Below are 24,183 nucleotides of genomic sequence, written 5' to 3' on the forward strand. Positions count from 1 at the left end.
GTACATCGGAGGAAACCCCCTCGCAGGCCCGAGGAGCCCCCAAATGCAACTCGCCGCGATCATCGTGTCGCTGGTTCTGATCGTGGTCGGCGTGGCCCTGTTCGCCCGCGCCCTCCTGCAGATCTACAACTTCATGCGGCTCGGCCAGAACGTGCCCGCGGGCACCCGCACCGACGAGCCCGTCCAGCGCACCGTCACCGTGGTCAGGGAGTTCCTCGGCCACACCCGGATGAACCGCTGGGGCATCGTCGGCGTCGCGCACTGGTTCGTGGCGGTGGGCTTCTTCTCGCTGTTGCTGACGATCGTCAACGCCATCGGCCAGCTCTTCCAGGCCGACTGGATCCTGCCGATCATCGGCGACTGGGCGCCGTACAACGTCTTCGTCGAGTTCATCGGCACGATGACGGTGCTCGGCATCGCCGTCCTGATCGTGATCCGTCAGCTGAGCAGGCCGAACAAGCCGGGCCGCAAGTCCCGCTTCGCCGGCTCCAACTTCGGCCAGGCGTACTTCGTCGAGGCCGTCATCCTCATCGTCGGCGTCTGCATCTTCATGCTGCACGCGCTGGAGGGCGCCCAGCACCACGTGGACGGCTACGAGGCCTCGTTCTTCATCTCGTACCCGGTGGTGTCGTGGCTGAAGGGCATGGACGTCTCCACGCTCCAGAACCTCACCTACTTCTTCGCGGGTCTGAAGATCGCGACCTCCTTCATCTGGATGATCACGGTCGCCCTGAAGACCGACATGGGTGTGGCCTGGCACCGCTTCCTGGCGTTCCCGAACATCTGGTTCAAGCGCAACGCCGACGGCGGGACCTCCCTGGGCGCCCTGCTCCCGATGACCTCCGGCGGCAAGCCGATCAACTTCGAGGACCCCGGCGAGGACGACGTCTTCGGCGTCTCCCAGGTCGAGCAGTTCTCCTGGAAGGGCCTGCTGGACTTCTCCACCTGCACCGAGTGCGGCCGCTGCCAGTCGCAGTGCCCCGCCTGGAACACCGGCAAGCCGCTCTCCCCGAAGCTGCTGATCATGTCGCTGCGCGACAACGCCCACGCCAAGGCGCCCTACCTGCTCGCGGGTGGCGGCAAGACCGTGGAGGGCGAGGAGAAGGCCTCCGCCGAGCAGCTCAAGGACGTGCCCGCCGCCGCTCTCGCCGAGGCCGAGCGCCCGCTGATCGGCACGGTCGAGGAGAACGGCGTCATCGACCCGGACGTCCTGTGGTCCTGCACCACCTGCGGCGCCTGCGTCGAGCAGTGCCCCGTCGACATCGAGCACGTCGACCACATCGTCGACATGCGCCGCTACCAGGTGATGATCGAGTCCGCGTTCCCGTCCGAGGCGGGCACGATGCTCAAGAACCTGGAGAAGAAGGGCAACCCCTGGGGCCTGGCCAAGAAGCAGCGCCTGGAGTGGACCAAGGAGGTCGACTTCGAGGTCCCGGTCGTCGGCAGGGACATCGAGGACCTCACCGAGGTCGAGTACCTGTACTGGGTCGGCTGCGCCGGCGCCCTGGAGGACCGCGCCAAGAAGACCACCAAGGCCTTCGCCGAGCTGCTGCACATCGCGGGCGTCAAGTTCGCGATCATGGGCGGCGACGAGAAGTGCACCGGTGACTCCGCCCGCCGCCTGGGCAACGAGCCCCTGTTCCAGGAGCTCGGCATGGAGAACGTCATGGCCCTGAACACGGCGTTCGGCGAGGAGCTGGACGACGAGGGCAAGGTCACGGCAGAGTCGAGGAAGCCGAGGTCGGCGAAGAAGATCGTCGCGACCTGCCCGCACTGCCTCAACACCATCGGCAACGAGTACCCGCAGCTCGGCGGCGACTACGAGGTCATCCACCACACCCAGCTGCTCCAGCACCTGGTCGACGAGGGCAAGCTGGTCCCGGTCACCCCGGTCGAGGGCATCATCACCTACCACGACCCGTGCTACCTGGGCCGCCACAACAAGATCTACACGCCTCCGCGCGAGATCATCGGCAAGGTCCCGGGTCTGCGCAACGAGGAGATGCACCGCCACAAGGAGCGCGGCTTCTGCTGCGGCGCCGGCGGCGCCCGGATGTGGATGGAGGAGCGGATCGGCAAGCGCATCAACAACGAGCGCGTCGACGAGGCCCTCTCCCTCAACCCCGACATCGTCTCCACGGCCTGCCCGTTCTGCCTCGTCATGCTGACCGACTCGGTCAACGGCAAGAAGAACGAGGGCCAGGCCAAGGAATCCGTCCAGGTCGTCGACGTGGCCCAGCTGCTGCTCGACTCCGTCAGGACGCCGGTCGACCCGGCGGGCGAGGCGGAGACGGAGAACGCGCCGGAGCCGGAGCCCGTGAAGTAGCCCGTCCGCCCACCGTCACGAGGGGCCGGGGTCGCCAGCCGAGCGACCCCGGCCCCTCGTGCGTGCGCCGGCCATGTCTCCGGTGCCCCGGACCTGCGCTCCGAAGCTCTGCTCATCGGGTGAGACTTCACCGCCACCCGCGTCGTGGCCCGTTCCCCCACTGACAGCCGTACAGACTCGATTCGTCCTTTCCGATCCTCCTGGAGGGCGCATGTGGCTGTTCGGGGAGACAATGCCCCACGCACCGACGACGAGCCCCGCGCGGACGCAGGTCATCCGAGAACAGCCACCCGCCGGGCGCCGCACCGGCAAGCCCGCCTGGTACGCGCCCGCGGCCGTCCTCGGCGACGCGGTCGCCTCGGGAGCGCCGGTCTGGGCGGCCTTCGCCCCGGCCGACGGCAGGAACGCGGCGGCGTACGCGATCGTGGCGGCCCTGGCCTGGCTGCTCGTACGGGCCGCACGCGACCGCTACGCGGAGCGCCGGCTCGGCGAGCGCGACAACGTCGGCCCCGCGCTGCAGGACTGGCCCGTGCTGGTCGGACTGCTCGCGGTGGTACGGGCGGCGACGGGCGAGGAGTCCCCCTTCCTCCTCGCCCTGGCCGCCCTCGTCCCGTGCGCCCCGGCGAGCGCCGCCGTGCACACACTGATCCACCGTCATCTGCTCGCCCGGCGCCGCACCGGCCAGGGCGTCCGCCGGGCCCTGGTGATCGGGGAGGCGGGCGCCGTCGACGGTCTGGTGAGCCATCTCGCCAGACGCACCGACCACGAACTCGTCGTCGTCGGGGTGTGCCCCATCGGCGACGAGGACCCGCACGACCTGGCCCCGGTCGCCGCCCGCCTGGGCAGACAGACACCGCCGCGCATGTCGGCCGACTCCGCGCCGGTGCTGGAGGCGGCCCGGCGGCTCGGCGTGGACGTGGTGGTCGTCGTACCGGGACCGCATCTGAGCGGAGTCCGGCTGCGGCGGCTGTCCTGGGCCCTGCACGGCGCCCAGTGCCCGCTCGTGGTCGTACCGGGCCTGACCGAGGTGGCCGGACGCCGGGTCGGTGTCTCCTCCGTGGCCGGACTCACCCTGCTGAACGTGGCCCCGCCGGTGCGCCGGGGGCTGCGCGCGGTGCTGAAGGCGGTGACGGACCGCCTCGGCGCGGCACTGCTGATCGCGCTGCTCTCCCCGCTGTTCGCGGCGGTGGCCCTCGCCGTACGGCTCGACTCGCCGGGCCCCGTCGTGCACCGGCAGACCCGCATCGGCCGCGGCCAGGTGCCCTTCACCATGGCCAAGTTCCGCACCATGGTCGCCGACGCCGAGCGGCTCCGGCCGGAGATGACCGGGACCAACGAGAACGACGGCCGCATGTTCAAGATCCGCCGCGACCCCCGGATCACCCGAGTCGGCCGGGTGCTGCGCCGCTACTCCCTGGACGAGCTGCCCCAGCTGTTCAACGTCCTGCGCGGGGACATGTCCCTGGTCGGTCCCCGGCCGCCGCTGCCCGACGAGGTCGCCGGCTACGACGAGGTGGAACTGCGCCGGCTGGCCGTCAAACCCGGGCTCACCGGCCTGTGGCAGGTCAGCGGGCGCTCCGATCTGTCCTGGGACGAGACCGTCGCCCTGGACCTCCGGTACGTGGACAACTGGTCCCTGTCCCTGGACGCCGGGGTGCTCGTCCGGACGGTGCGCGCCGTGCTGGCGGGCACCGGCGCCTACTGAGCCGTGACAGCGGCCCCCGACACCCGTCACAGCACCGGCGATCTTCCCGGGAGGGCTCATGCCGTCGACCACCGCCTCCGCCGACTCCCCGCGACGGGGGCTGCCCGCCGCACCTGCCGGGCTCCGGACGGCGTACGACAGCACGGAGGTCCACACCCTCGCGGAGCGGGTCTTCGCCTGGGCCGACGGCCGGGACTGGGCGGGCCCCGACCCGTACGACGGGCTGACCGGGCCGCTGGGACGGGCGGCCGTGCACCGCGTGCTCCGGCAGGGCCTGCTGCAGACCGTCAAACGCAGCCCGTTCGACCTGCGCCCCCTCCTCGGCATCCGCCCCCTGCGCACCGCGACGGCCACCGGCACCGCCGCGAGCGCCTGCGCCCGGCTCGCCGCCTCCCCCGCCTGGCACGAGCGCGCGCTGCGGCTGGGCCGGCGGACGGCGGCCGAGCAGCTGTCCGGACGCCACGCCGGGCTGTGGCGCTACGAGTTCGACGTGCAGACCCGCTGGGCCCACTACCCCGCCTCCGTCCCCAACCTGGTCGCCACCACCTTCTGCGCGGACGGCTGCCTGGACACCGGGACGCTCGACGACCCGGCCGTGCTCACCCTCGCCCACGCGCTGCTGGAGCACCTGCACAACGGCGAGTTCTTCACCTACACCCCCTCCAGCGGCGTCCTGGTCCACAACGCCAACCTGATGGGCGCCGCACTCGCCGCCCGGCTGTCCCGCGCCGGCAGCCTGCCGGGCGGCCTGGCGGACCGGCTGGCCGCCGCCGCCTGCGACGCGGTCGAGGTGAGCCTCGCCGGTCAGCGCGCCGACGGCTCCTGGCCGTACGGCGACCGCCCGAACCTGGACTGGGTGGACGGCTTCCACACCGGATACGTGCTGCTGCGCCTGCACCAGGCGGGCACCCGGCTCGGCATGGACGTCACGGCCCCTCTCGAACGAGGGGCGCGCCACTATCTGCGGGCCCTCTTCGACGGGCCCCTGCCCCGCTACCTCGCGGACGGCCGGCCCCGCCGCGACCCGAACAACGACGCGACGGCGGTACGGATGGCGGCCTGGGCGGCCGAAAGGGGCCTCGCCACCCCCGATTTCGCGTGTGCCGTGCTGGCGGCCGTCGTGGACCGCTACCCCGGCCTCGGCCGGCAGGCCGGGCACTCCCGGGGGAACCGGGCCCTGTGGGAGTCGCCCCGCTGGAGCGCCGCCCCCCTGCTGGACGCGCTGACCGCCCTGCACGGCGTCCTGCGGGACGGACCGCGGCCGACCGCCTCCGGAGGTCAGCCGACGGCGGCCGCCTCGTAGCCCGACAGGACGTCCGCGGCCCGTCCCGCGCCCGCCACCGCGTTCCGCTCCCACCACACGGCCGCGCACAGCAGACCGAACACCGCCAGCCCCCGGTCGCGGCGGCCCTGGACGTGCTGCGCGACGAGCCGGTCCGCGGTCCGCCGGTCGAAGACGTCGTCGAACAGCGGGGAGCGCCGCACCTCCCGCCACAGCCGGCTCCCGTGCTCCCGCAGCAGCGACCGCACCGGCGCCCCGAACCCCGTCTTGGGGCGCCGGGCGACGAACTGCGGCACCCCGGACGCCACCGCCGCCGCGCGGAAGCGCGCCTTGCCGTCGCCCAGCCGCAACTGGTCCTCGGCGACGGCACCGAACGCGGCGGCCACCACCGGCTCGCCCAGGAAGGGCACCCGCAGCTCCACGCTCGCCCGCATCGACGCCCGGTCCGCGTACAGCAGGTTCAGCCCCGGCAGGAACAGCCGCCGGTCGCACTCCGCCAGTGCGGCGAGCGGGGTGCCGCCCGCGTCCAGGACGCCGCCCGCCACGTCGCGGTGCCGTTCGGTGACCGCGTCGAGGCCGACGTGCGGGGACAGCGCCGCCCACTCCCGTCCGGAGTAGTACGCCTGCGTCGCCCAGGACCAGTCGCGGGCACCGAGCTGGAGCAGCCGCCCGAACTTGTCCGCGCGGCCCCGGTAGCGGCGGGGCGCGGGGACCGCGCCGGTGGCGCCGAGGGCGGGGCGGGCCCAGGCGGGGAAGCGCTGCAGCAGTTGGACGGCCTGGTAGCGCTCGTAGCCGAGGAAGAGCTCCTCCACCCCGAGGCCCGACAGCAGCACGGTGGCCCTGCCGCGGGCGGCGTGGGAGAGCTGCATCAGGGCGACGGCGGCGGGGTCCCCGAAGGGCACCTCGGTGGTGGCGACCAGTTCCGGGATCCGGCGCAGCACATCGACGTCGAGGTCCACCCAGGTCAGCGGCAGCCCCAGCCGGCGGGCCACCCGGGCCGCGTAGGGGGCGTCGTCCTCGAACGGCTCCGCGCCGGCCGCCGGGGTGCGGGGCCGTGCGGCGAAGGAGGGCCCCGCGAAGCCGTGCCGGGCCATCTCCACACCCAGCCAGGTGCTGTCCAGGCCCCCGCTCAGCAGCAGCCCCACCGTCACGTCCGCGCGCAGCTGCCGGGCGACCGCGGTGCGCACCGCCGCGCCGATGTCCGCGACGGGCTCGGTGGCACCCGCCCGCCAGTGCACCGACACCTCGTCATATCCGGGGGCGCGTACGGCGAGCACCGTCCCGGCCGGGACGGCACGCACCCGCTGCCAGCCGGTGCGGGGCGGCGGTGTCCACAGGAACATGGCGCCCTGGGCCACCGCTACCGGATCGGCGTCACCGGCCAGACCGGCGGCCCGCAGCGGTTCGATCTCGCTGGCGAGCGCGGCCAGTCGGCCCCCCGTGTCCGAGGCCGCGTACAGGGGTTTGACGCCCAGCCGGTCGCGCCCGTAGCGGACCTCGCCGCCGGGCAGGACGAGGGCGAAGGCGAACATCCCGTCCACCTGGTCGAGCAGCCGCGCGGCGTCCGGTTGCAGCAGAAGCTCGTAGAGGACCTCGGTGTCGCCCTCGGTGCTGAACACCACCCCCCGCCGGCCCAGCAGCTCGCGCAGCCGGGGCACGTTGTAGATCTCGCCGTTGTAGACCAGCACCGCCCGCTCGGGGGAGCCGAAGGGCTGGTCGCTGCGCGGGTCGAGGTCCACCACGGCCAGCCGGCGGAAGTGCAGCTCCGCGCGCCAGTCGCCGCCGTCGAGGTCCAGATGGCCGTCGGCGTCGGGCCCGCGGTGCGCGAGCGCCGCGCACGGGTCCGGCTCCGACGGCCGCCGACGGCGCGCGGCCTGGTTCAGCAGCAGGACGAAGCCGCACATCAGGTCGCCGCCGTGGCCGCGGCGGGGCCGCCGGGTCTCGGTACCCCGGCCGCGGCACCGGGCCCTGGCACCGGGCAGCCCAGCGCCCGGGCCAGCGCGGGGGTGGCGGGGGCCGTCTCCACGACGCGGTCCTCGGTGAGCGACCGGACCGCGCGACAGGCCACCAGCGAACTCCACAGCGCCGAGGGGAAGTCGGCGGCGGCCGCCGCCTCGCCCAGGGAGTCGCCCCGCACCAGCCGGACGAGGCCCTGCATCTCGGCCGCGTGTCCCTTGGGCCCGCCGCGGTAGGCCGTCGTGACCGCCCTGCCCCCCTTCCACACGGTCAGCGAGCGGAAGTCGTCGATCTTGGCCGCCACCCCGTCGCAGGCGACCTCCAGGAGTTCCTTGGGCGCGCCCGGCGGAGTCAGTCCCCCGTAGACGACGCTGGCGGCCGAGCCGTCGTCGTACGTCAGCTGGAGGGTGACGCTCTGCGCGGTGGCCGCGTCCCGCCCGTCCACGCCGACGGCCCGCACCCCGACCGGCCGGCCCGGCACCAGGAAGCCCGCCGTGTCGATGAAGTGGCAGACCTCGCCGAGGAGCCGGCCGCCCTGCCGGGGGTCGAAGTACCAGTGGTCGGCGGGGACCCGGCCTGCGAACACCCGGTAGACCACCTGCAGGGGAGCCCCGGTGGGGAGCGCGGCCCGCAGGTCCCGCACGGCGGGCGCGAACCGCCGGTTGAACCCGGCCATCGCCGGGGCGCCCGAGGCGAGCCAGGCGTCGGCCACGTCCTCCAGTTCCGTCTCGGTCAGGCCGAGCGGCTTCTCGCAGTAGAGGGCGGCGCCGCCGCGCAGCACCCGGGCCGCGTACCGGCCGTGGCTGTCATGGCGGCTGAGCACCATCACACAGTCCGCGCCGCCGGAGGCGAGACCGTCCTCGACGCTGTCGGCGACGGTCCGAAAACCCCATCGCCGCCCCTGGTGCGCGGCGGACAGCCCCCGTCCGCCGGCGACCCAGGAGAAGGCGACGCCGGGCTGCCGCCTCAGCTCGGGAAACAGTGTCCTGGTGGCGAAGTTGCCCGCGCCGATCGCCGCCAGGCGCAGCGCGCCCCGGGGGGCGCTCCATGGGGCGGCGGCGGCCGGGGCGGCGGGTGGATCCGGCAGCTCGGCCGTTCCGGCGTAGCGCAGCAGCAGGGCGACACCGCGGCCGCCGGGCGACGACGGCTTCAGCGCCTCGTAGGCGTCGGCCGCGTCCTCGACGGGGAAGATCCGCGGGTTCAGCAGGGAGAGGTCCAGCGCTCCGGCCGCCGTCAGCCGCAGCACCTCGGCGAGATTGCGGCGCTCCGTCCACGGGACATAGCCCTCCGGGTAGGGGTGGCCGCCCTCCTCGAAGCGGGGGTCGTAGCGGCCGGGACCGTAGGAACGGGCATAACGGATCGACAGTTCCTTGTGGTAGTACGACGATCGCGGCGGTACGACGCCCACGTCGCCGACCACGACCACGGTGGCCCGGTCCCGGGCGAGCTGGCCGGCGAACTCCACGGGGTCGGAGCTGGCGGTGGCGGCGGTGATGAGCACCGCGTCCGCGCCGGCGCCCGCCCAGTGCCGCAGGACGGCGCCCGGCAGACCGTCCGCGCCCCGCGGGAGGGCCACGAGCCCCGCCGACTCGGCCAGCGCCACCATGGCGGGGTCGGGGTCGACGCCGACCGCGTCGTAGCCGTAGGCCCGCAGCAGTTGCAGGGTGATCTGGCCGACCAGCCCGAGGCCGATGACGGCGATCCGGGACCCCGGCACCGCCTCCGCCTGATGGATGCCCTGAAGGGCGATCGCGCCGACGGTGGCGAAGGCCGCCCACCGGCTGTCCACCCCGTCCGGCACCGGGACCACGAGGTTGCGGGGCACGGCGACGATCTCCGCGTGGGACGCGTAGCGGGCCCCGGCCGCGGCGACCCGCATCCCGGTGCAGAGGTCCTCGACGCCCGCGCCCGCCCGCAGCACCGTGCCCGCGCAGGAGTAGCCGAGCTGCACCGGGCGGTCCAGGCGCTCCCTGACGGTCCGGTAGGTCTCGGCGAGGCCGGTGCGCCGCACGCTGTCGATCACCTGCGCCACCTGGTCCGGGCGCTGCCGCGCCTTGCCGATCAGGCTCTGCGCTCCGGTCGAGACCGTGGCCCGCTCCGTACCCGCGCTGATGAGCGACCACTCGTTGCGGATCACCACCGTCCCTGGGCTCGCCTCGGGGGCGGGAATGTCTCCCACCGTGATGGCACCGGTGCGCGGGGACAGGAGGACTGTTTTCATTTCCTGCCTTTACGGGAGGGAAAAGCGCCCGCTTCGGGAGCGGTACGTGGGCCACCGCGCACTGTAGGGACCGCAATGTGACGGAGCGTGTTCCTTGTCCCGCCGGGCGGACCAGACGGCCGAACATCTCCATTCGGCCGAGTGAACACGCCCTCGGCCTGGCGGGCGCCGTAGCCGAACAGCGATTCGCTGGTGCCCGAAGAGAGCGCTTCCTCCGCTCCGGGGCGGCACGGCCGCCCGTGCAGTGCCGCCCCGGCAGCGGCCCGGCGCCCTGCGGAAGGAGGACTCCCGTGAAACGACTCATGGTCGTCTACGGAACAAGACCAGAGGCCATCAAGATGGCCCCCGTCATCGAGGCCCTCGAGAGGTCTCCGCTCTTCGAGCCGACGGTGACGGTGACCGCCCAGCACCGCGGGCTGCTCGACCAGGTGCACGCGCTGTTCGGCATCCGCGCCGACCACGACCTCGACATCCTCACCGAGCGCCAGTCCCTCGCCGACATCACCGTGCGGGTCCTGGCCGGACTGTGCCCCGTGCTGGAGCGGGCGCGGCCGGACGCGGTGCTGGTGCAGGGCGACACCACGACCGCGTTCGCCGGGGCGCTCGCCGCCTTCTACCACCGCGTTCCCGTGGTGCACCTGGAGGCGGGGCTGCGCACCGACGACCGGTACGCGCCCTTCCCCGAGGAGATCAACCGCCGGCTCGCGACGCAGCTGGCGTCCCTCCATCTGGCGCCCACCGCCCACGCGCGGGACAACCTGCTGCGCGACGGCGTCCCCCCGTCGTCGGTCGTGGTCACCGGGAACACCGTCGTCGACGCCCTGCGCTGGGCGGTCGGGCGTGCGGCGCACTACGGGGACCCGGCGCTCGCCGACCTCGACGACCTGCCCCGCCGGGTGCTGCTGGTGACGGCCCATCGCCGGGAGTCGTGGGGCGGCGGCATGGAGTCCATCGGCGGTGCCCTGGCCGATCTGGCCCGCAGCGAGCCCGGGCTGCTCATCGTGCTGCCGCTGCACCCCAATCCGGTGGTGCGGGCCGCGATCCTGCCGCAACTGGCGGACCTGGAGGGCGTACGCCTCACCGGGCCGCTGCCCTACGGCGCCTTCGCCCGGCTGATGAACCGCGCGCATCTCATCCTGACCGACAGCGGCGGCATCCAGGAGGAGGGGCCGGGACTGGGCAAGCCGGTACTGGTCATGCGGGACACGACGGAACGCCCCGAGGCCCTGCGCGCGGGCACCTCCCGGCTGGTGGGCACCGACCGCGAGCGCATCGTGAAGGAGGTGCGCCGACTGCTGCACGACCGGGCGGCCTACGCGGCGATGGCCAAGGCCGTCAATCCGTACGGCGACGGGCGCGCCGCGGACCGCACCGTGCGGGCCGTCGGGCACTGGCTGGAGCTGTGCCCGCCTCCCGAGGAGTTCCGCCCGGTGCCGGACTCCGCGGGGTTCCCGCCCACGCCGGACTCCGCTTCCTTCGGTGCCGCGGAGTGCGGCGCGGGCGGGCGGGCGTCAGCGCCAGAAACCGCGGGTGTCGAACACCGCCTTGCCGCGCAGCGCGGTGCGCCGGACGCCGCGGAAGGCGTCGTGGTCCACGAGCAGCACCACGACGTCCGCGTCCCGCACGGCCGTGGTGACGTCGACGAGCCCGACGGTGCCCGTGCGTGCCAGTGACTTGGGCAGTTCCCTGATGTGCGGTTCGGCGACGAGCAACCGGCCGACCTGGCGTTCGGCGAGCTGCGTGACGATGTGCAGGGCGGGGCTCTCCCTCAGGTCGTCGATGTTCGCCTTGAAGGACAGGCCGAGGCAGGCGATCACGGGGTCCTTGAACCGGCCGGCCGTCCGGACGACCTCGCCCAGCACATAGTCGGGCCGCCCGTCGTTGACCTCGCGGGCCAGCCGGATCAGCCGGGACTGCCCGGGCGCGGTACCGACGATGAACCAGGGGTCCACGGCGATGCAGTGCCCGCCCACACCCGGCCCCGGACGCAGGATGTCGACCCGGGGGTGGCGGTTGGCCAGGGCGATGACGTCACCGGCGTCGATACCGAGGTGGTCGCAGACCATGGACAGCTCGTTGGCGAAGGCGATGTTGACGTCCCGGAAGGCGTTCTCGCTGAGCTTGGCCATCTCCGCCGTCGTCGCGTCGGTGAGCAGGCACTCCCCCTTGGTGAACACGTCGTAGAGCGCCCGGGCCCGCTCGGCACAGCCCTCCCCCACCCCGCCGACGACCCGGTCGTTGGTGACGATCTCGATCATCGTGCGGCCCGGCAGCACCCGTTCCGGGCAGTGGGCGATCCGCACGTCGGGCGCCTCACCCGACTCGTGCGGGAACGACAGATCGGGCCGGTGCTTGCCGAGCCACCGGGACAGCTCCACCGTCGTGCCGGGCGGCGAGGTGGACTCGAGGATCACGAGGTCGCCCGGCTTGAGCACGGGCGCCACCGAGGCCGCGGCCGCCCTCACATACGACAGGTCCGCCGTGCGGTCGTCCTGGAGCGGGGTCGGGACGGCGATGATGAAAGCCTCCGCGGGCTCGGGCACCCCCGTCGCCCGCAGCCGCCCCATGGCCACGGCGCCGCTGACGGCCACGGCCAGGTCCGGTTCGACGAAGGGGGCACGGCCCGCGTTGATGAGGCCGACGGTCGCCGGGTTCACATCGACGCCGACGACGTCGATCCCGTTCGTGGCGAGCGCGGCGGCGGTGGGGAGTCCGATATAGCCGAGGCCGATCACGCACACAGTGGAGAACACCAGAAGAATTCCTTTCCGAAAATGTGCCGTTGGTGAATTGACTGAGGGTCTTCCACGGAAAACGAAAAGGCTCGGACAGCATGGCCCCGGGCCCTGCGGCTACCGGGGCAAACGCGCCGCACCTGTTCCGAACGAATCGTTTTCAGCGGGTACCGGCCGTGTCGGGCGCGGGGGCCGTCCGATCCGGTGTAGCTCTACCTATGGACCGGCCGCGGCAGGCCGAGAAAAGCCGAGCAGAAAAGGCGCACAGGCGATGAACTCCCGAACCGCTCCGCGAGTCCGGCTGGTGGTGCCGACCAACGGGGAGCGCCCCGAGTACCTGGAACAGTGCCTCGCCTCCGTCGGACGGCAGCGCGAGGCCGTGGAGGTCGTCCTCGTCGGACCCGCCCGGGCCGAGGACGGACTGCGCGCCGCTGCCGAGCGTCACGGGTGCCGCTTCCTCGTGGAGGGGCGACGGGGGCTCAGCAACGCGGTCAACCAGGGCTGGCGGGACGCCGGCACGGAGTATCTGGCCTGGCTCGGCGACGACGACCTGCTCACCGGGGACAGCCTGGCCGCGGCCCGCGCCGCGCTCGACCGGAGTCCCCGGGCCGCCATGGCCTACGGGCGGCTGCGGGTCATCGACGCCGACGACCGCACCCTGTACACACTGCGTCCGGGCGTCTTCGCCTCCTGGCTCTCCCGGTACGGCCAGAACTTCGTCGGCCAGCCCGGCTCCCTCTACCGCCGCAGCGCCGTGCTGCGGGCGGGCATGCTCGATCCGGAACTGCGCTACGCCATGGACTTCGACCTGCATCTGCGGCTGCGGCGGGGCGGGGGCATGGTGTACCTGCCGCGGGTCCTCGGCTGCTTCCGGGTCCACTCCACCTCCCTCACCGTGACCTGCGCCTCCCCGGACGACGAGGGCCGCCGTGTCATGCGCCGCTATCTGGGGCCCACCGCACTGCGCCTGGAGTCGTGCTGGTGGCCCCTGGCGCAGGGGGTCAGCAAGGCGTGGGGCGCGACGGCGAGATGCGGTCTGATCTGACCGGGGAGGGGCCCCGACCGCCTACGCCGGCACCCCGGTGCGCGCGACATGGGCGAGATACCAGTCGTACGTACGCCGCAGACCCTCCTCGAAGCCGATCCGGTGGTGCCAGCCCGCCGCGTGCAGCGCGGACACGTCCAGCGCCTTCCTCGGCATGCCGTCCGGCTCGGACGCGTCGAAGACCAGCGCGCCCTCGTACCCGACGAGGCGCCGGATCCGCTCCGCCAGCTGCCGCACGGAGATGTCCTGGCCCGTTCCCACGTTGAGGAACTGCTTGGCGCGGTGGTGGGCCAGCAGCCAGAGCACCGCGTCGGCCAGATCCTCGACATGCAGGAACTCCCTGCGGCTCTCCCCGGTCCCCCAGATCACGACCTCCGGCGCCCCGGCCTCGCGGGCCTCGTGCATCCGCCGCAGCAGGGCCGGGATCACATGGGAGGTCTCCGGGTCGAAGTTGTCCCCCTCGCCGTAGATGTTGGTCGGCATGCAGGAGACGAAGTTCCTGCCGGACTCCTCGTGGAGGTACTCGCACAGCTTCATCCCGGCGATCTTGGCGTAGGCGTACGCCTCGTTGGTCGGCTCGGGACGGCCCGTCATGAAGTACTCCTCCCGCATCGGCTGCGGGCATCCCCGGGGGTAGATGCACGAACTGCCGAGGAAGAGGAACGTCTCCACCCCCGCGTCCCGGGCGGACCAGATCAGGTTGTTCTGGATCTGGAGGTTCTCGTAGAGGAACTCCGCGGGACGGGTCATGTTGGCCCTGATGCCGCCGACCCTGGCCGCGCAGTCCACGACGTAGGCGGGCCGGTGCGCCGCCATGAAGTCCCGGACGGCCGCCTGGTCGGTGAGGTCGAGTTCGGCGCGGGTCCGCAGCAGGAGGTTGTCGTACCCCGCCGCGCGCAGCCGCCGCACGACGGCGGCACCCACCATGCCGGTGTGACCGGCCACGTGGATCCGTGCTCGCCGGTCCATCATGTCGCTCATCCCCCCAGCAGCTCGCACAGCGTGGCCATCTCGTCCTCGGTGAGGTCGGGGTTGTTGCCGAAGTAGAAGCCGTTGGTGTGCACGAGCCGGGCCACCGGGCGCTCGGCGGTGCCGGGGACGTGACGGCGGTAGAACGGCTGCCGGGTGATGTCGCCGGCGATGACCGGACGGATCTCCACCCCGGCCGCCTCGAACTCGGCACGGTACTTCCCGGCCAGCTCCGGCGTGCGGCACACCACCGGCATCGCGAAGTTGGACACGAGGTCCATGTGCGACAGCTCGTACTGGTGGACGTCCCCGTTGCCCGTCATGGCCTGGCGGAAGCGCGCGAAGTGGGCCGCGCGGGCGTCCACGATCTCGTCCCAGTACGGGATCTGCCGGTTGCCGATGAAACCGTTGATCTCGGTGGGCCGGAAGTTCGACGCCAGATCGTGGAACGTGTATCTGGCGTGGAAGTCGTCCACGTCGGCGTCGGCCCGCAGCCGCGCCTGCCGCTCCGGTGGCAGATTGCGGTCCCAGCCGTGCGCCCGGGCGATCACCAGCCGCTCGTGCAGGTCCTCGTCGTCGGTGCAGACCATCCCGCCCTCGACGGTGGACAGATGGTGGCCGACGAAGAAGGAGAACGTCGAGGCGAGCGAGAAGTTGCCGAGCAGCGTGCCCGCCGTACGCGACCCGAGCGCCTCGCAGTTGTCCTCCAGCAGCAGCACACCGTGGTCGTCGCACAGCACCCGCAGCGCGGGCAGATCGTCGCAGAACCCGAGGACGTTGGTCAGGAACAGCGCCCGCAGACCCGCGAGATGCGGCTCCAGGGTGCCCGGCGACACGTTGAGCGTCTCCAGCTCGCAGTCGACCGGCACCGGTTCCAGGCCGAGCTGGATGAGCGGCATGACATTGGTCGGCCAGGTCAGGGCCGAGAAACCGACCCGGTCGCCGCGGCGGAGCCGGCCCTCGTTCAGCAGGGCCTGGATCAGCAGCAGGTTGGCCACGCTGCCGTTGCCGACGAAGACGGCGTGCCGGCGTCCCTGCCGGGCGGCGAAGGCCCGCTCGAACGCCCGGCACTGCTCGTTCATGCTCAGCACCTCCTCGCGGAGCACGAACTCGGCCAGGGCGCGCCGGGTCTCGGCCTCGCGGTGGAAGGTGGACTTGATCAGCTTGATCACGGTGAGGACCTCTGCGGCGACACACGGTGGTGCCCTCGCGCCGACGGCGGCGCCGTCCAGGGGCGGAAGGCTCGGAACAGGGTGGGGACGAGCACGAGGAGGGCGTAGGCGGCGACCGAGCCGATGACGGGGCCCTCCGCTCCCAGACGCGCCAGGGGGATGGACACGGCGAGGTTCACCGCGGCCATCAGGCTGCAGGCGACCGCCTGGAAGCGGAGCCCCGCCTCGTCCGTCGCCCACATGGTGGCCGGGTAGGCGACCGCCTGCACGAACAGCAGCGCGGCGAACGCGGCCATGACTCCGGTTCCCACCTGGATGCGCTCGTGCATCATCCAGGTGCCCGCGAGCGGCCCGAGCACGACGATCCCGACGCCCACGACCAGGCTTCCCGCGGCGAAACAGACCGTGAAGGCGGCCAGTTGCCGCCGTGGGGCGGCCGGTGAGCGTCTGCGGCGGGCGAACAGGGCCCACAGTGGAAGCCCGGCCGCGCCCAGCAGACTGCTCGCAGGCGCGAAGAACTGGGCGCCGGCCGAGTAGCCGGCCACCGCGGCCGCGTCGGCCGTGTGGCTGAGGACGAGCCGGTCGGTGGCGTAGGCGACGGCGGTGGCCGCGGTGATGACGGTCATGGGGAGGGCCAGATGCGCGATGGGCGCCCGCTCCCGCACCGCCGACGCGCGCACACTGCCCACGGTCATACCGAGCAGCGGCATCCCGAGATACCGGCCGGCGAGCACCCCTCCCGCAGCGCTCACCAGGCACTGCGAGAGAAAGGCCGCCGCGACGAACGCGCCGGTGGGGGCGCCCAGTCGGGCGGCGAGCAGGACGAGCGCGAGCAGCAGCACGCTGCCGACGCCCTGGAGCAGGAACGCGACGTCGTTGCGGTTCACGGCCAGCAGCACGGATCTGCTCAGCCCGAGCGGCATGCTGCACCCGAACAGCACCGCGGCGACGGCGACCGTCAGGTCCGAGCCGGGCCGCGCCGCCTCCCCCAGCAACGTGTCCCACATCCCGAACAGGGCCAGTGTCACGCCCAGGGCGGCGATGACGGCTCCCGCGCACATCAGATTGCGCGCCGAGGTGAGGACCGCGCCGCGCACCAGGCGCCGTTCGCGCGAGGTGTCGTGGGCGACGGCCTCCGTGATGGCGGCCCCCGCGCCCAGATCCGTCAGAGGCAGCACCGCGGGCAGGGTGGTGACCAGCGCGAACTGTGCGTAGCCGGGCACCCCGACCGCGCCGACCACGGTATGCGCGAGGGCCAGATTGGTCACCGCGGTGACGGGGAGGGTCACGGCTCGCGCGCCGATCGACCGGACGAGGGCACCGGCGAACCGCGGCCTCGGCGCGCCGTCCGCCCCTTCGGGCGCGCGGGCCGCGGGAACCGACGCGGCCCCGGACGGCCGCCCGGCCGGACTCAGATCGCGCGACGGGCGCGGGGCTGCCACGGCACTCCCGCCTATCGCCCGTGGACGGCCGGCACCTGAGCCGGCGCGGGGATCGTCGCCGCGAGGGACCGCTCGCCGCCCCGCAGGACGTCGAGTTCCGCGTCGGTCATCAGCCGCGCCAGCTCCGGCGCCCGCACGGCGGGCCGCCAGCCGAGGACGCGTGCGGCCTTGGACGCGTCGCCGACGAGGTCGTCCACCTCGGCGGGGCGCAGATACCGCTCGTCGAAGCGCACATGCTCCCGCCAGTCCAGGCCGACATGGGCGAAGCAGTGCTCGACGAAGTCGCGCACGCTGTAGCTGCTGCCCGTGGCGACGACATAGTCGTCGGGCTCGTCCTGTTGCAGCATCCGCCACATCGCGTCGACGTACTCGGCGGCGTAGCCCCAGTCCCGCCGCGCGTCGAGGTTGCCCAGATACAGGGTTTCCTGCAGTCCGGCCCTGATCCGGGCCGCGGCGGTGGCGATCTTGCGGGTGACGAACGTGGGCCCCCGGCGCGGCGACTCGTGGTTGAAGAGGATGCCGTTGACCGCGTGGAGGCCGTACGCCTCACGGTAGTTACGGGTGATCCAGTACGCGTAGACCTTCGCGACCCCGTACGGGGAGCGCGGGTGGAACGGGGTTCCCTCGTGCTGCGGCGGGGGCGACGCGCCGAACATCTCGGAACTGGAGGCCTGGTAGAAGCGGCAGGGCAGGCCGGTGGTGCGGATGGCCTCCAGCAGCCGGGTGGTGCCGAGCGCCGTGGTGTCCCCGGTGAACAGGGGCTCGTCGAAGGAGACCCGCACATGCGACTGGGCGGCCAGGTGGTACACCTCGTCGGGCTGCACACGTTCGAGGAGACTCGCGACCCTGCTGCCGTCCGTCAGATCGCCGTAGTGCAGGAAGAGCCGGGCGCCGGGATCGTGCGGATCCTGGTAGAGGTGTTCGATACGGCTGGTGGTGAACGTGGAGGCACGCCGGACGATCCCGTGAACGGTGTAACCCTTTTCCAGGAGCAGCTCGGCGAGATAGGAGCCGTCCTGGCCGGTGATTCCGGTGATGAGCGCCTTTCTGGCTGTCACTCACACTCCCTGGGGTGAGGCGGGCGATTCGGCGATTCGACGGCTGACCGTATTTTTATTTCCCTTTTCCGGGCGGCCGGTTCGCACCTCCCCCCGAGCACAGCCTAGGAAATATTTCGGGAATCCCTCCACGATCACGGCCGCACATCCCCCGTGCGGCCGTATTCGCCGGGATTCGCAAACATTTCCGTGCCCGCCCGGGCGTCAGGAGGAGACGGGCACCGCCGCCGACGCGGGCCGCGGACGTCCGGGGCGGGAGCGGCCGGCGGGGACCGCGGCCCGGGGGGCGCGGACGGCCTCCCCGTCGCCCCGCGGGACACCGACCAGCGCATAGGCGCAGGCGAGCACCATCCACGAGGGCAGTCCGATGTACGTGGTCTCGAAGGCGACGTTGGTGGACGCGGTGACGGAGACCCCCACCGTGGCCCCGAACCAGGACGCGGCCGCCGGGTGGTGCCGGGCCCGCCAGGTCCGGCGCAGGGTCGCGACGACGAGCAGGAGCACGGCGATGCCCGCGGGCCAGCCCAGGTAGTAGAGGTACCCGACGAACGAGTTGTGCGGGCCGGCCCGGGGGGCGTTCAGATGCTTGCCGTTCTCGACCACCTCGATGGGGTGTCCGGCCCCGGCGCCCAGCAGCGGATCCTCCCGGACCTCCCGGAGCGCCTCTTTCCACATCTCCAGCCGCAGTTCGACGTTCGCGCCGGCCTCGGTGCTCGTGTCATGGGACCGCGACACCCGGGCCGCGAGACCGCCGACCACGGGCACACCGGAGACGTCCTGCCCGGAGAGGGTGAACCCGAGCACACCGACCACCCCGAGCGTGGCGATGCCCCACGACAGCGCGGGCAGACGGCGGGCGGGCCGGTGGTACGCCCGCCCGGCCACCGTGGTGGCCGCCATGGCCGCCAGCACCGCCAGCAGCGGGCCCCGCTTGCTCGCGATGGCGGTCATCAGAGCCGCTCCGACCAGCGTCCACAGCAGCAGCCTGCTGTTTCCCCGCAGCCTCAGCTGCGCACCGAACGCGCCGACGATCGCCAGATAGAGGCCCCAGGCCGCGGCGGGCAGTGGGACACGGTGGGCCCACGCCAGCAGCAGCCCGACGGTCGGCACGTACAGCACCCACCGCCATCGCACGGCCTCGTCCGCGGGCCGGGTGAGGAACCAGGTCGCGGCACACCATCCGAGGACCGGATAGAGGCCGAGGATCAGCCCCTTGAGGGCCTCGGGGTACCCCGCGGCCATCCCCCGGTACACCGCCTGGCACGTCAGCACCGCCAGCCCCACGGCGGCCGCGCGGAACCAGCGCAACCGCTTCTCCGAGAACACCCTCGGCCCCCACTGGTACAGGGTCGTGAGCAGCGCGAGGGCGGCCAGCACGTCCAGGGCGTAGAACGGGGGGACGCCCACCGTCGCGTACGTCCTGCCCAGCAGGAAGAGCGGCACCAGGCAGACCGCCCAGAGCAGCCAGCCCACCCCGCGCAGGCACCTGGCCAGCACCAGAACGCTGACGACGGACACGGCGGCACACACCACGGCGAAGTCGGAATAAAACTGTGGAGTGGGGTTGAAAAAGCTCACAGCTCTCCCTTTTGCCAACTCCGTCGATTCATATCACGCCGGTCCGCAATAACGGTTCTGCCGCCCTGTGGGTAACGAATCCCCGAAGCTCACCCCTGCATACCGTATGAAGAAGGCGTTTAGACGTGTTGCACTGGACTTCTCCGCCGAGCAGATGCTTCGGTTGATCGTCTGGTCTTCCCGCCGGAATTCCACTCGAAATTCACTCGAACTACGCAATCCCGCACCCCATGCCTGGAGACAGGGAATGTTTCCCGTCCGTCCACGTTTTCCGCGGCGATCCGCCGGGCCGACCGTCCTTGTTTTCCGACACAGTCCGCGTCTCGGTGGAATGGGCCGGGCGGCCGAGTTCTTCACACCCGTTCTCACCGGCCGCTGCCGGGTACGGGCGGTCATCTCGCTCTCCGCGAGCCGGGACGGCTCCGACCGGCTGGCGGCCTCCTGGCCCGCGAAGGCCTCGGCCACCGTGGCGGCCCTCGCCAAGGCCGCCCGCACACTGATCGGGACGACACCGAGCGCCGTCTATCTGCCGGTCTCCCAGTGGGGCCTGCCCCTGCTGCGCGATGTGCTCCTCGTGCTGCTGGCCAAGCTGGCCGGCTCGACCACGGTTCTGCACCTCCATGGCGCCCAGCTGCCCGCCCGCCTCGCCGCGAGCCCCGCACTGTGCGCTTCGCTGGGCGGATGCCACTGGATCGTGCTCAGTGAGGAGGTGGCGCAGCAGCTGCGGGCCTGTGGTTGCCGTACCGCGTCGGTCACCGTGCTGCGCAACCCCGCGCCCCCGGCGGCCCCGCCCGCGCCGGGGTCGGCCCCGTCCCGGACGCTGCGCGTCGGCTGGATCGGCACGATGAGCCGGGTCAAGGGGTTCGACCTCGTCTGCGCGGCGGTCGACACGCTGAAGAGAGAGGGACTCGCGATCGAGTTCCGGGTCGCCGGGATGCGGCACGACGTACCGCTCAGCCGTATGGCGTGCGTGGACGAGGACCTCGGGGTCCTCGATCTGTCCGAGGCCCCGTCGTTCTGGTCGAAGGTCGATGTGTTCGTCCTGCCGGCCCGCTGGGTCGAGGGGCTCCCCTTCGTCCTGCTCGAAGGACTCCAGGCGCGCTGCGCTGTCGCGGCGACCCCGTCGCCCGGCAGTGCCGAACTGTTCGGCCAGGGCTGTGTGGAGCCGGTCCGGGCGACGGCGGAGTCCGTGGCCGGGTTCCTCAAAGCGTGCGCGGACGACATCGACGACATCCGACGGCGCCAGCAGAAGGCCTGGGAGGAGCTACGACCACGCTACGAACCCGACCGTGTCACCGAGGAGTTCGTGCGGTTCTGGCAGAACCTGGGCCTGGCCGGGCGTTGTTGACGGAACGGAGACCGGTATGCCGACCACCCCGCTCGTGAACGAGGACGCGCCGACCGGACCGAGGGGCCCGGGCCGGCCGGTGACGGTGTGCGGACTGCCCGTCCACCCGCTCACCCTGCGGGAGTCCGTGGCGGCCGCCGAGGCGCTGATCGCTGACGGCGGCCCCCACCAGCATGTCGTGCTGAACGCCGCCAAGATCGTGCAGGCGCACGACGATCCGGAACTCGCGGGCATCATCCGCTCGTGCTCGCTCGTCAACGCCGACGGGCAGTCGGTCGTGTGGGCGGGCCGCCTGCTCGGCAGCCCGCTGCCCGAGCGGGTCGCGGGCATCGACTTCATGCTGGCGATGTGGCGCAGCGCCGCGCGCGGCGGCTACCGGGTCTATCTGCTCGGCGCGAGGCCGGAGGTGGTCCGGGAGACCGCCCGCATCGCCGCCCGGCAGGGCGTCGACGTCGTCGGACACCGGGACGGCTACTGGACCGAGGCCGAGGAGCCCGAGGTGGTGGCGGCCGTCCGCGAGACCCGCCCCGACCTGCTGTTCCTCGCCGTGCCGAGCCCGCGCAAGGAGTACTTCCTCGCCCGTCGGCAGCAGGAGCTGGGCTGTGCCCTGGTCGTCGGCGTGGGCGGCTCCTTCGACGTGGTGGCGGGAGTGCGCAGCAGGGCACCGCGCTGGATGCAGCGGACCGGCCTCGAATGGTTCCACCGTCTGGCCCAGGAGCCACGCCGTATGTTCCTGCGCTACGCGGTGGGCAACACCCGCTTCCTGGCCCTCACGGGCACGTACTGGGCACGGGAGCGGCGGCGCGGCAGGTGAGGGCGGTGGCCCTCGATTCCTCTCGGTGTCCCTCTGATCCCCCTGATTCCCCGCCCGAGGGCCCCTTAGGGGATGTCACAGCTCGGCAGCAAAGCCCCTCCCGTTGGCTCGGGTCCGGCATGTCACCTTCAGGGACCAGGTACGTTCGAAGACGTGGCTGGATTCAGGATCGGACGCGGCCGGGACAACGGCGCTCCTCAAGCGCGACCGCAACAACCCCCGTACGGCCGACAGGCACCGCAGGGCCCGTCGTACGGCTACCCCTCCGCGTCGCAGCAGCAGTACGGCGGCGCGGCGCCCTACGGGGCCGCAGGACCCCAGGGGGGTCAGCCGCAGTGGCGTGCGCCGCAGGGCCAGGGCGAGCCGGAGTACTTCGGGGACGACGGCGGCCAGGGCCGTCCCCTGACCCCGGACCCGTACGCGGCCGACAACCCGGGCCACACCCAGGCGTTCTCCGTCGGCGAGGACCCGTACAGCCAGGGCGAGACCTACCGCGCGGGCCAGGCCCCGGCGCCGCCCGTCGGTCCGCGGCTGCACTGGAAGGAGCTGCTGCGGGGCGTGGTCCTCTCCCCGACCCGGACGTTCCTCCAGATGCGGGACTACACGATGTGGGGCCCGGCCCTCATCGTGACCTTCCTCTACGGCCTGCTGGCGGTCTTCGGCTTCGACGGCGCACGCAAGGACGCGATCAGCGCCACGCTGTCGAGCGCGATCCCGATCGTCCTGACCACGGCCGTGGCGTTCGTCCTCAGCTCCTTCATCCTCGGCGTGGTCACCCACACCCTGGCCCGCCAGCTCGGCGGCGACGGCGCCTGGCAGCCCACGGTGGGCCTGTCCATGCTGATCATGTCCATCACGGACGCGCCGCGCCTGGTCGTCGCGATGTTCTTCGGCGGCGACGCCCCCTTCGTGCAGTTCCTGGGCTGGGCGACCTGGGTGGCGGCGGGTGCGCTGCTGACCCTGATGGTCTCCAAGTCGCACGACCTGCCGTGGCCGAAGGCGCTGGGCGCGTCGGCGATCCAGCTGATCGCGATCCTGTCGATCGTGAAGCTCGGCACGTTCTAGCGCACGCTCGCCCGGCCTCACGCAGAAGGCCCCGACGCCACGCGCGACGGGGCCTTCTCGCATCCCGTCGGCAGCCCCGTACCGACCGCCCGTGAACCGACCGTCTCGGCTCGGACACGAACCGTGCGCACCCCGTGCACGGGGTGGACAACTCGCCCGGTGGGTGGAAGATCAGGGCGCCGGAGAGGGACGCTGTTGTCATGCGGTGGCACATACGACGGCCCTTCCGCACGTCCGCCGAATCAGGAGCGGGCGCTCATGACCGAGTCCGCCTCCGGCTGGGGCAGTGTCTGCCCTTCGCGGTCCTGCTCATCGGGCTGGGCATCGAACTCTCGCCGATGCACCTCATGTACACCGGTCCGCTCCTCACCGCGATGCCGGCGGTCGCCGCACTGACCATGGGCCCGGGGGGCACCCTGTCGGCGGCGGTCGGTGCCCTGGCCGTCAACGTCATCTCCCCCACCCTCCATGACTCCTGGGGTGAGGAGCCGGTCTACGGCAACCTTCTCGGCCTCTTCGTGGTGTCCGTCGCCTGCGTGACGATCAGCGACCTCATGCGACGGCGCAGACAGCACGAGCTGGACCAGATCCGCCGGGTCGCCGCAGCGGCTCAGGACGTCCTGCTGCGGCCCGTGAGCCCCCGTCTCGGCCCGCTCCGGGCCGCCAGCATCTACCTGGCAGCAGAGTCCGGGGCGCAGATCGGCGGTGACCTGTACGAGGCCCTCCAGACCCGGTACGGGGTCCGGATGATCGTGGGCGATGTCCGGGGCAAGGGCCTGCCCGCCGTACGCGCGGCCGCGGCCGTCCTGGGCGCGTTCAGGGAAACCGTCCACTACGAGCGCGATCTGGCCGAGGTCGTCCAGCACTGCGCGGCCGCCATGCGGAGGGAACGCGCCGCCGCCGACCACGACGAGGAATACCGGATGGAGTGCTTCGTCTCCGCGCTCGTCGGCCAGGTGACGGACGACTGCGCGCTCGAGCTGGTCAACTGCGGCCATCCGGCTCCGCTGGTGCTGCACGAGGGCCGGGTCCGCGCCCTCGGACCCGACGCGGCCATGCCGCCCCTCGGCCTGGAGGACCTGATGACCGGCCCGCCGCCCGCGGCGGAGAGCTACGCCTTCGCGCCGGGTGACCGGCTGCTCCTCTACACGGACGGCGTGGTGGAGGCCCGCAACGGCTGCGGCGACTTCTTCCCCCTGCCCGAGGCCATGGAGGCGGTGGACGCGGCGGCCCCGCAGCAGTTCCTGGAGGAACTCCACCGGCTACTGATCCACCACACCGCGGACACCCTGATGGACGACGTGGCCATGGTGCTCATCGACCGGCTCCCGGAGGGCGCGGACCCACGAAGCCCCGTAGCCCCTCATGGCGGGCAAAGATCGCGCTAAGAACCTGAGCGGGCCTTTCCCGCCGTACGACCGGCCTGGCACGCTCTCTGCGCTGGGGCACGAGCCGCGATGATGTGCC

16 protein-coding genes and 1 pseudogene are annotated in these 24,183 nt (G+C 72.5%); 9 read left to right on the forward strand and 8 right to left on the reverse strand.

Annotated elements, in window-relative coordinates; all coding sequences use genetic code 11:
• The first annotated feature begins 43 nt into the window (after nucleotides 1-43).
• From ACFY2Z_RS32130 to ACFY2Z_RS32140, 3 genes are all read left to right on the forward strand, one after another.
• Nucleotides 44-2,326, forward strand: coding sequence for a (Fe-S)-binding protein (locus tag ACFY2Z_RS32130; protein ID WP_390747582.1), 2,283 nt, complete (start codon nucleotides 44-46; stop codon nucleotides 2,324-2,326).
• 232 nt (nucleotides 2,327-2,558) lie between these two features.
• The gene (locus ACFY2Z_RS32135; RefSeq protein ID WP_390747583.1) at nucleotides 2,559-4,031 is read left to right on the forward strand and encodes a sugar transferase; all 1,473 of its coding nucleotides are present in this window, start codon (nucleotides 2,559-2,561) and stop codon (nucleotides 4,029-4,031) included.
• Between the two features lie 58 nt (nucleotides 4,032-4,089).
• Nucleotides 4,090-5,334 (forward strand): hypothetical protein, encoded by a 1,245-nt coding sequence (locus ACFY2Z_RS32140; RefSeq protein WP_390747584.1) that lies wholly within the window; start codon nucleotides 4,090-4,092, stop codon nucleotides 5,332-5,334.
• Here the strand turns inward: ACFY2Z_RS32140 and asnB are convergent.
• Both asnB and ACFY2Z_RS32150 read right to left on the reverse strand, forming a co-directional pair.
• Complete coding sequence (gene asnB, locus ACFY2Z_RS32145; RefSeq protein WP_390747585.1) at nucleotides 5,310-7,217, reverse strand: asparagine synthase (glutamine-hydrolyzing); 1,908 nt, start codon at nucleotides 7,215-7,217, stop codon at nucleotides 5,310-5,312. The genes ACFY2Z_RS32140 and asnB overlap by 25 nt on opposite strands.
• Nucleotides 7,217-9,490, reverse strand: a complete 2,274-nt coding sequence (locus tag ACFY2Z_RS32150) for a bi-domain-containing oxidoreductase (RefSeq protein ID WP_390747586.1) — start codon at nucleotides 9,488-9,490, stop codon at nucleotides 7,217-7,219. Before ACFY2Z_RS32150 ends, asnB begins: the two co-directional genes overlap by 1 nt.
• 290 nt (nucleotides 9,491-9,780) lie before the next feature.
• Between ACFY2Z_RS32150 and wecB the strand changes: the two genes are divergently transcribed.
• Entirely contained in the window at nucleotides 9,781-11,163 is a 1,383-nt protein-coding gene (gene wecB / locus ACFY2Z_RS32155) for a non-hydrolyzing UDP-N-acetylglucosamine 2-epimerase (RefSeq protein ID WP_390747587.1), read from the forward strand.
• Here the strand turns inward: wecB and wecC are convergent.
• Nucleotides 11,065-12,243: pseudogene (gene wecC, locus ACFY2Z_RS32160) on the reverse strand (UDP-N-acetyl-D-mannosamine dehydrogenase); the annotation flags it as partial. The gene wecB and the pseudogene wecC overlap by 99 nt on opposite strands.
• 253 nt (nucleotides 12,244-12,496) lie before the next feature.
• Here wecC and ACFY2Z_RS32165 point away from each other — a divergent pair.
• Nucleotides 12,497-13,270: a glycosyltransferase gene (locus ACFY2Z_RS32165; RefSeq protein ID WP_390747588.1), complete on the forward strand. Its 774-nt coding sequence runs from the start codon at nucleotides 12,497-12,499 to the stop codon at nucleotides 13,268-13,270.
• Between the two features lie 21 nt (nucleotides 13,271-13,291).
• Here the strand turns inward: ACFY2Z_RS32165 and ACFY2Z_RS32170 are convergent, their stop codons facing one another.
• From ACFY2Z_RS32170 to ACFY2Z_RS32190, 5 genes are all read right to left on the reverse strand, one after another.
• A complete protein-coding gene (locus tag ACFY2Z_RS32170; RefSeq protein ID WP_390747589.1) occupies nucleotides 13,292-14,251 on the reverse strand; it encodes a GDP-L-fucose synthase family protein in 960 nt (319 codons plus the stop codon).
• Nucleotides 14,248-15,411, reverse strand: a complete 1,164-nt coding sequence (locus tag ACFY2Z_RS32175; RefSeq protein ID WP_390747590.1) for a DegT/DnrJ/EryC1/StrS family aminotransferase — start codon at nucleotides 15,409-15,411, stop codon at nucleotides 14,248-14,250. The genes ACFY2Z_RS32170 and ACFY2Z_RS32175 overlap by 4 nt, the downstream gene beginning before the upstream one ends.
• Nucleotides 15,408-16,700: a hypothetical protein gene (locus ACFY2Z_RS32180; protein WP_390747591.1), complete on the reverse strand. Its 1,293-nt coding sequence runs from the start codon at nucleotides 16,698-16,700 to the stop codon at nucleotides 15,408-15,410. Before ACFY2Z_RS32180 ends, ACFY2Z_RS32175 begins: the two co-directional genes overlap by 4 nt.
• Before the next feature lie 164 nt (nucleotides 16,701-16,864).
• Nucleotides 16,865-17,911 carry a GDP-mannose 4,6-dehydratase gene (gmd, locus tag ACFY2Z_RS32185; RefSeq protein ID WP_390747592.1) on the reverse strand — a complete coding sequence of 349 codons (1,047 nt, stop codon included), beginning with the start codon at nucleotides 17,909-17,911 and terminating at the stop codon, nucleotides 16,865-16,867.
• Between the two features lie 204 nt (nucleotides 17,912-18,115).
• Nucleotides 18,116-19,429, reverse strand: coding sequence for an O-antigen ligase family protein (locus tag ACFY2Z_RS32190; RefSeq protein ID WP_390747593.1), 1,314 nt, complete (start codon nucleotides 19,427-19,429; stop codon nucleotides 18,116-18,118).
• Between the two features lie 391 nt (nucleotides 19,430-19,820).
• On the opposite strand from ACFY2Z_RS32190, the gene ACFY2Z_RS32195 reads away from it, so the two are divergent.
• From ACFY2Z_RS32195 to ACFY2Z_RS32210, 4 genes are all read left to right on the forward strand, one after another.
• The gene (locus ACFY2Z_RS32195) at nucleotides 19,821-20,837 is read left to right on the forward strand and encodes a glycosyltransferase family 4 protein (protein WP_390747594.1); all 1,017 of its coding nucleotides are present in this window, start codon (nucleotides 19,821-19,823) and stop codon (nucleotides 20,835-20,837) included.
• 16 nt (nucleotides 20,838-20,853) lie between these two features.
• Complete coding sequence (locus ACFY2Z_RS32200) at nucleotides 20,854-21,651, forward strand: WecB/TagA/CpsF family glycosyltransferase (RefSeq protein ID WP_390747595.1); 798 nt, start codon at nucleotides 20,854-20,856, stop codon at nucleotides 21,649-21,651.
• Between the two features lie 72 nt (nucleotides 21,652-21,723).
• Nucleotides 21,724-22,716, forward strand: coding sequence for a YIP1 family protein (locus tag ACFY2Z_RS32205; RefSeq protein ID WP_390747596.1), 993 nt, complete (start codon nucleotides 21,724-21,726; stop codon nucleotides 22,714-22,716).
• Nucleotides 22,717-22,916: 200 nt separating this feature from the next.
• Nucleotides 22,917-24,104, forward strand: coding sequence for a PP2C family protein-serine/threonine phosphatase (locus ACFY2Z_RS32210; RefSeq protein WP_390747597.1), 1,188 nt, complete (start codon nucleotides 22,917-22,919; stop codon nucleotides 24,102-24,104).
• Nucleotides 24,105-24,183: the final 79 nt, after the last annotated feature.

It is taken from the genome of Streptomyces sp. NPDC001222 (assembly GCF_042896945.1).
GTDB classification, from domain to species: Bacteria; Actinomycetota; Actinomycetes; order Streptomycetales; family Streptomycetaceae; genus Streptomyces; species Streptomyces gibsoniae.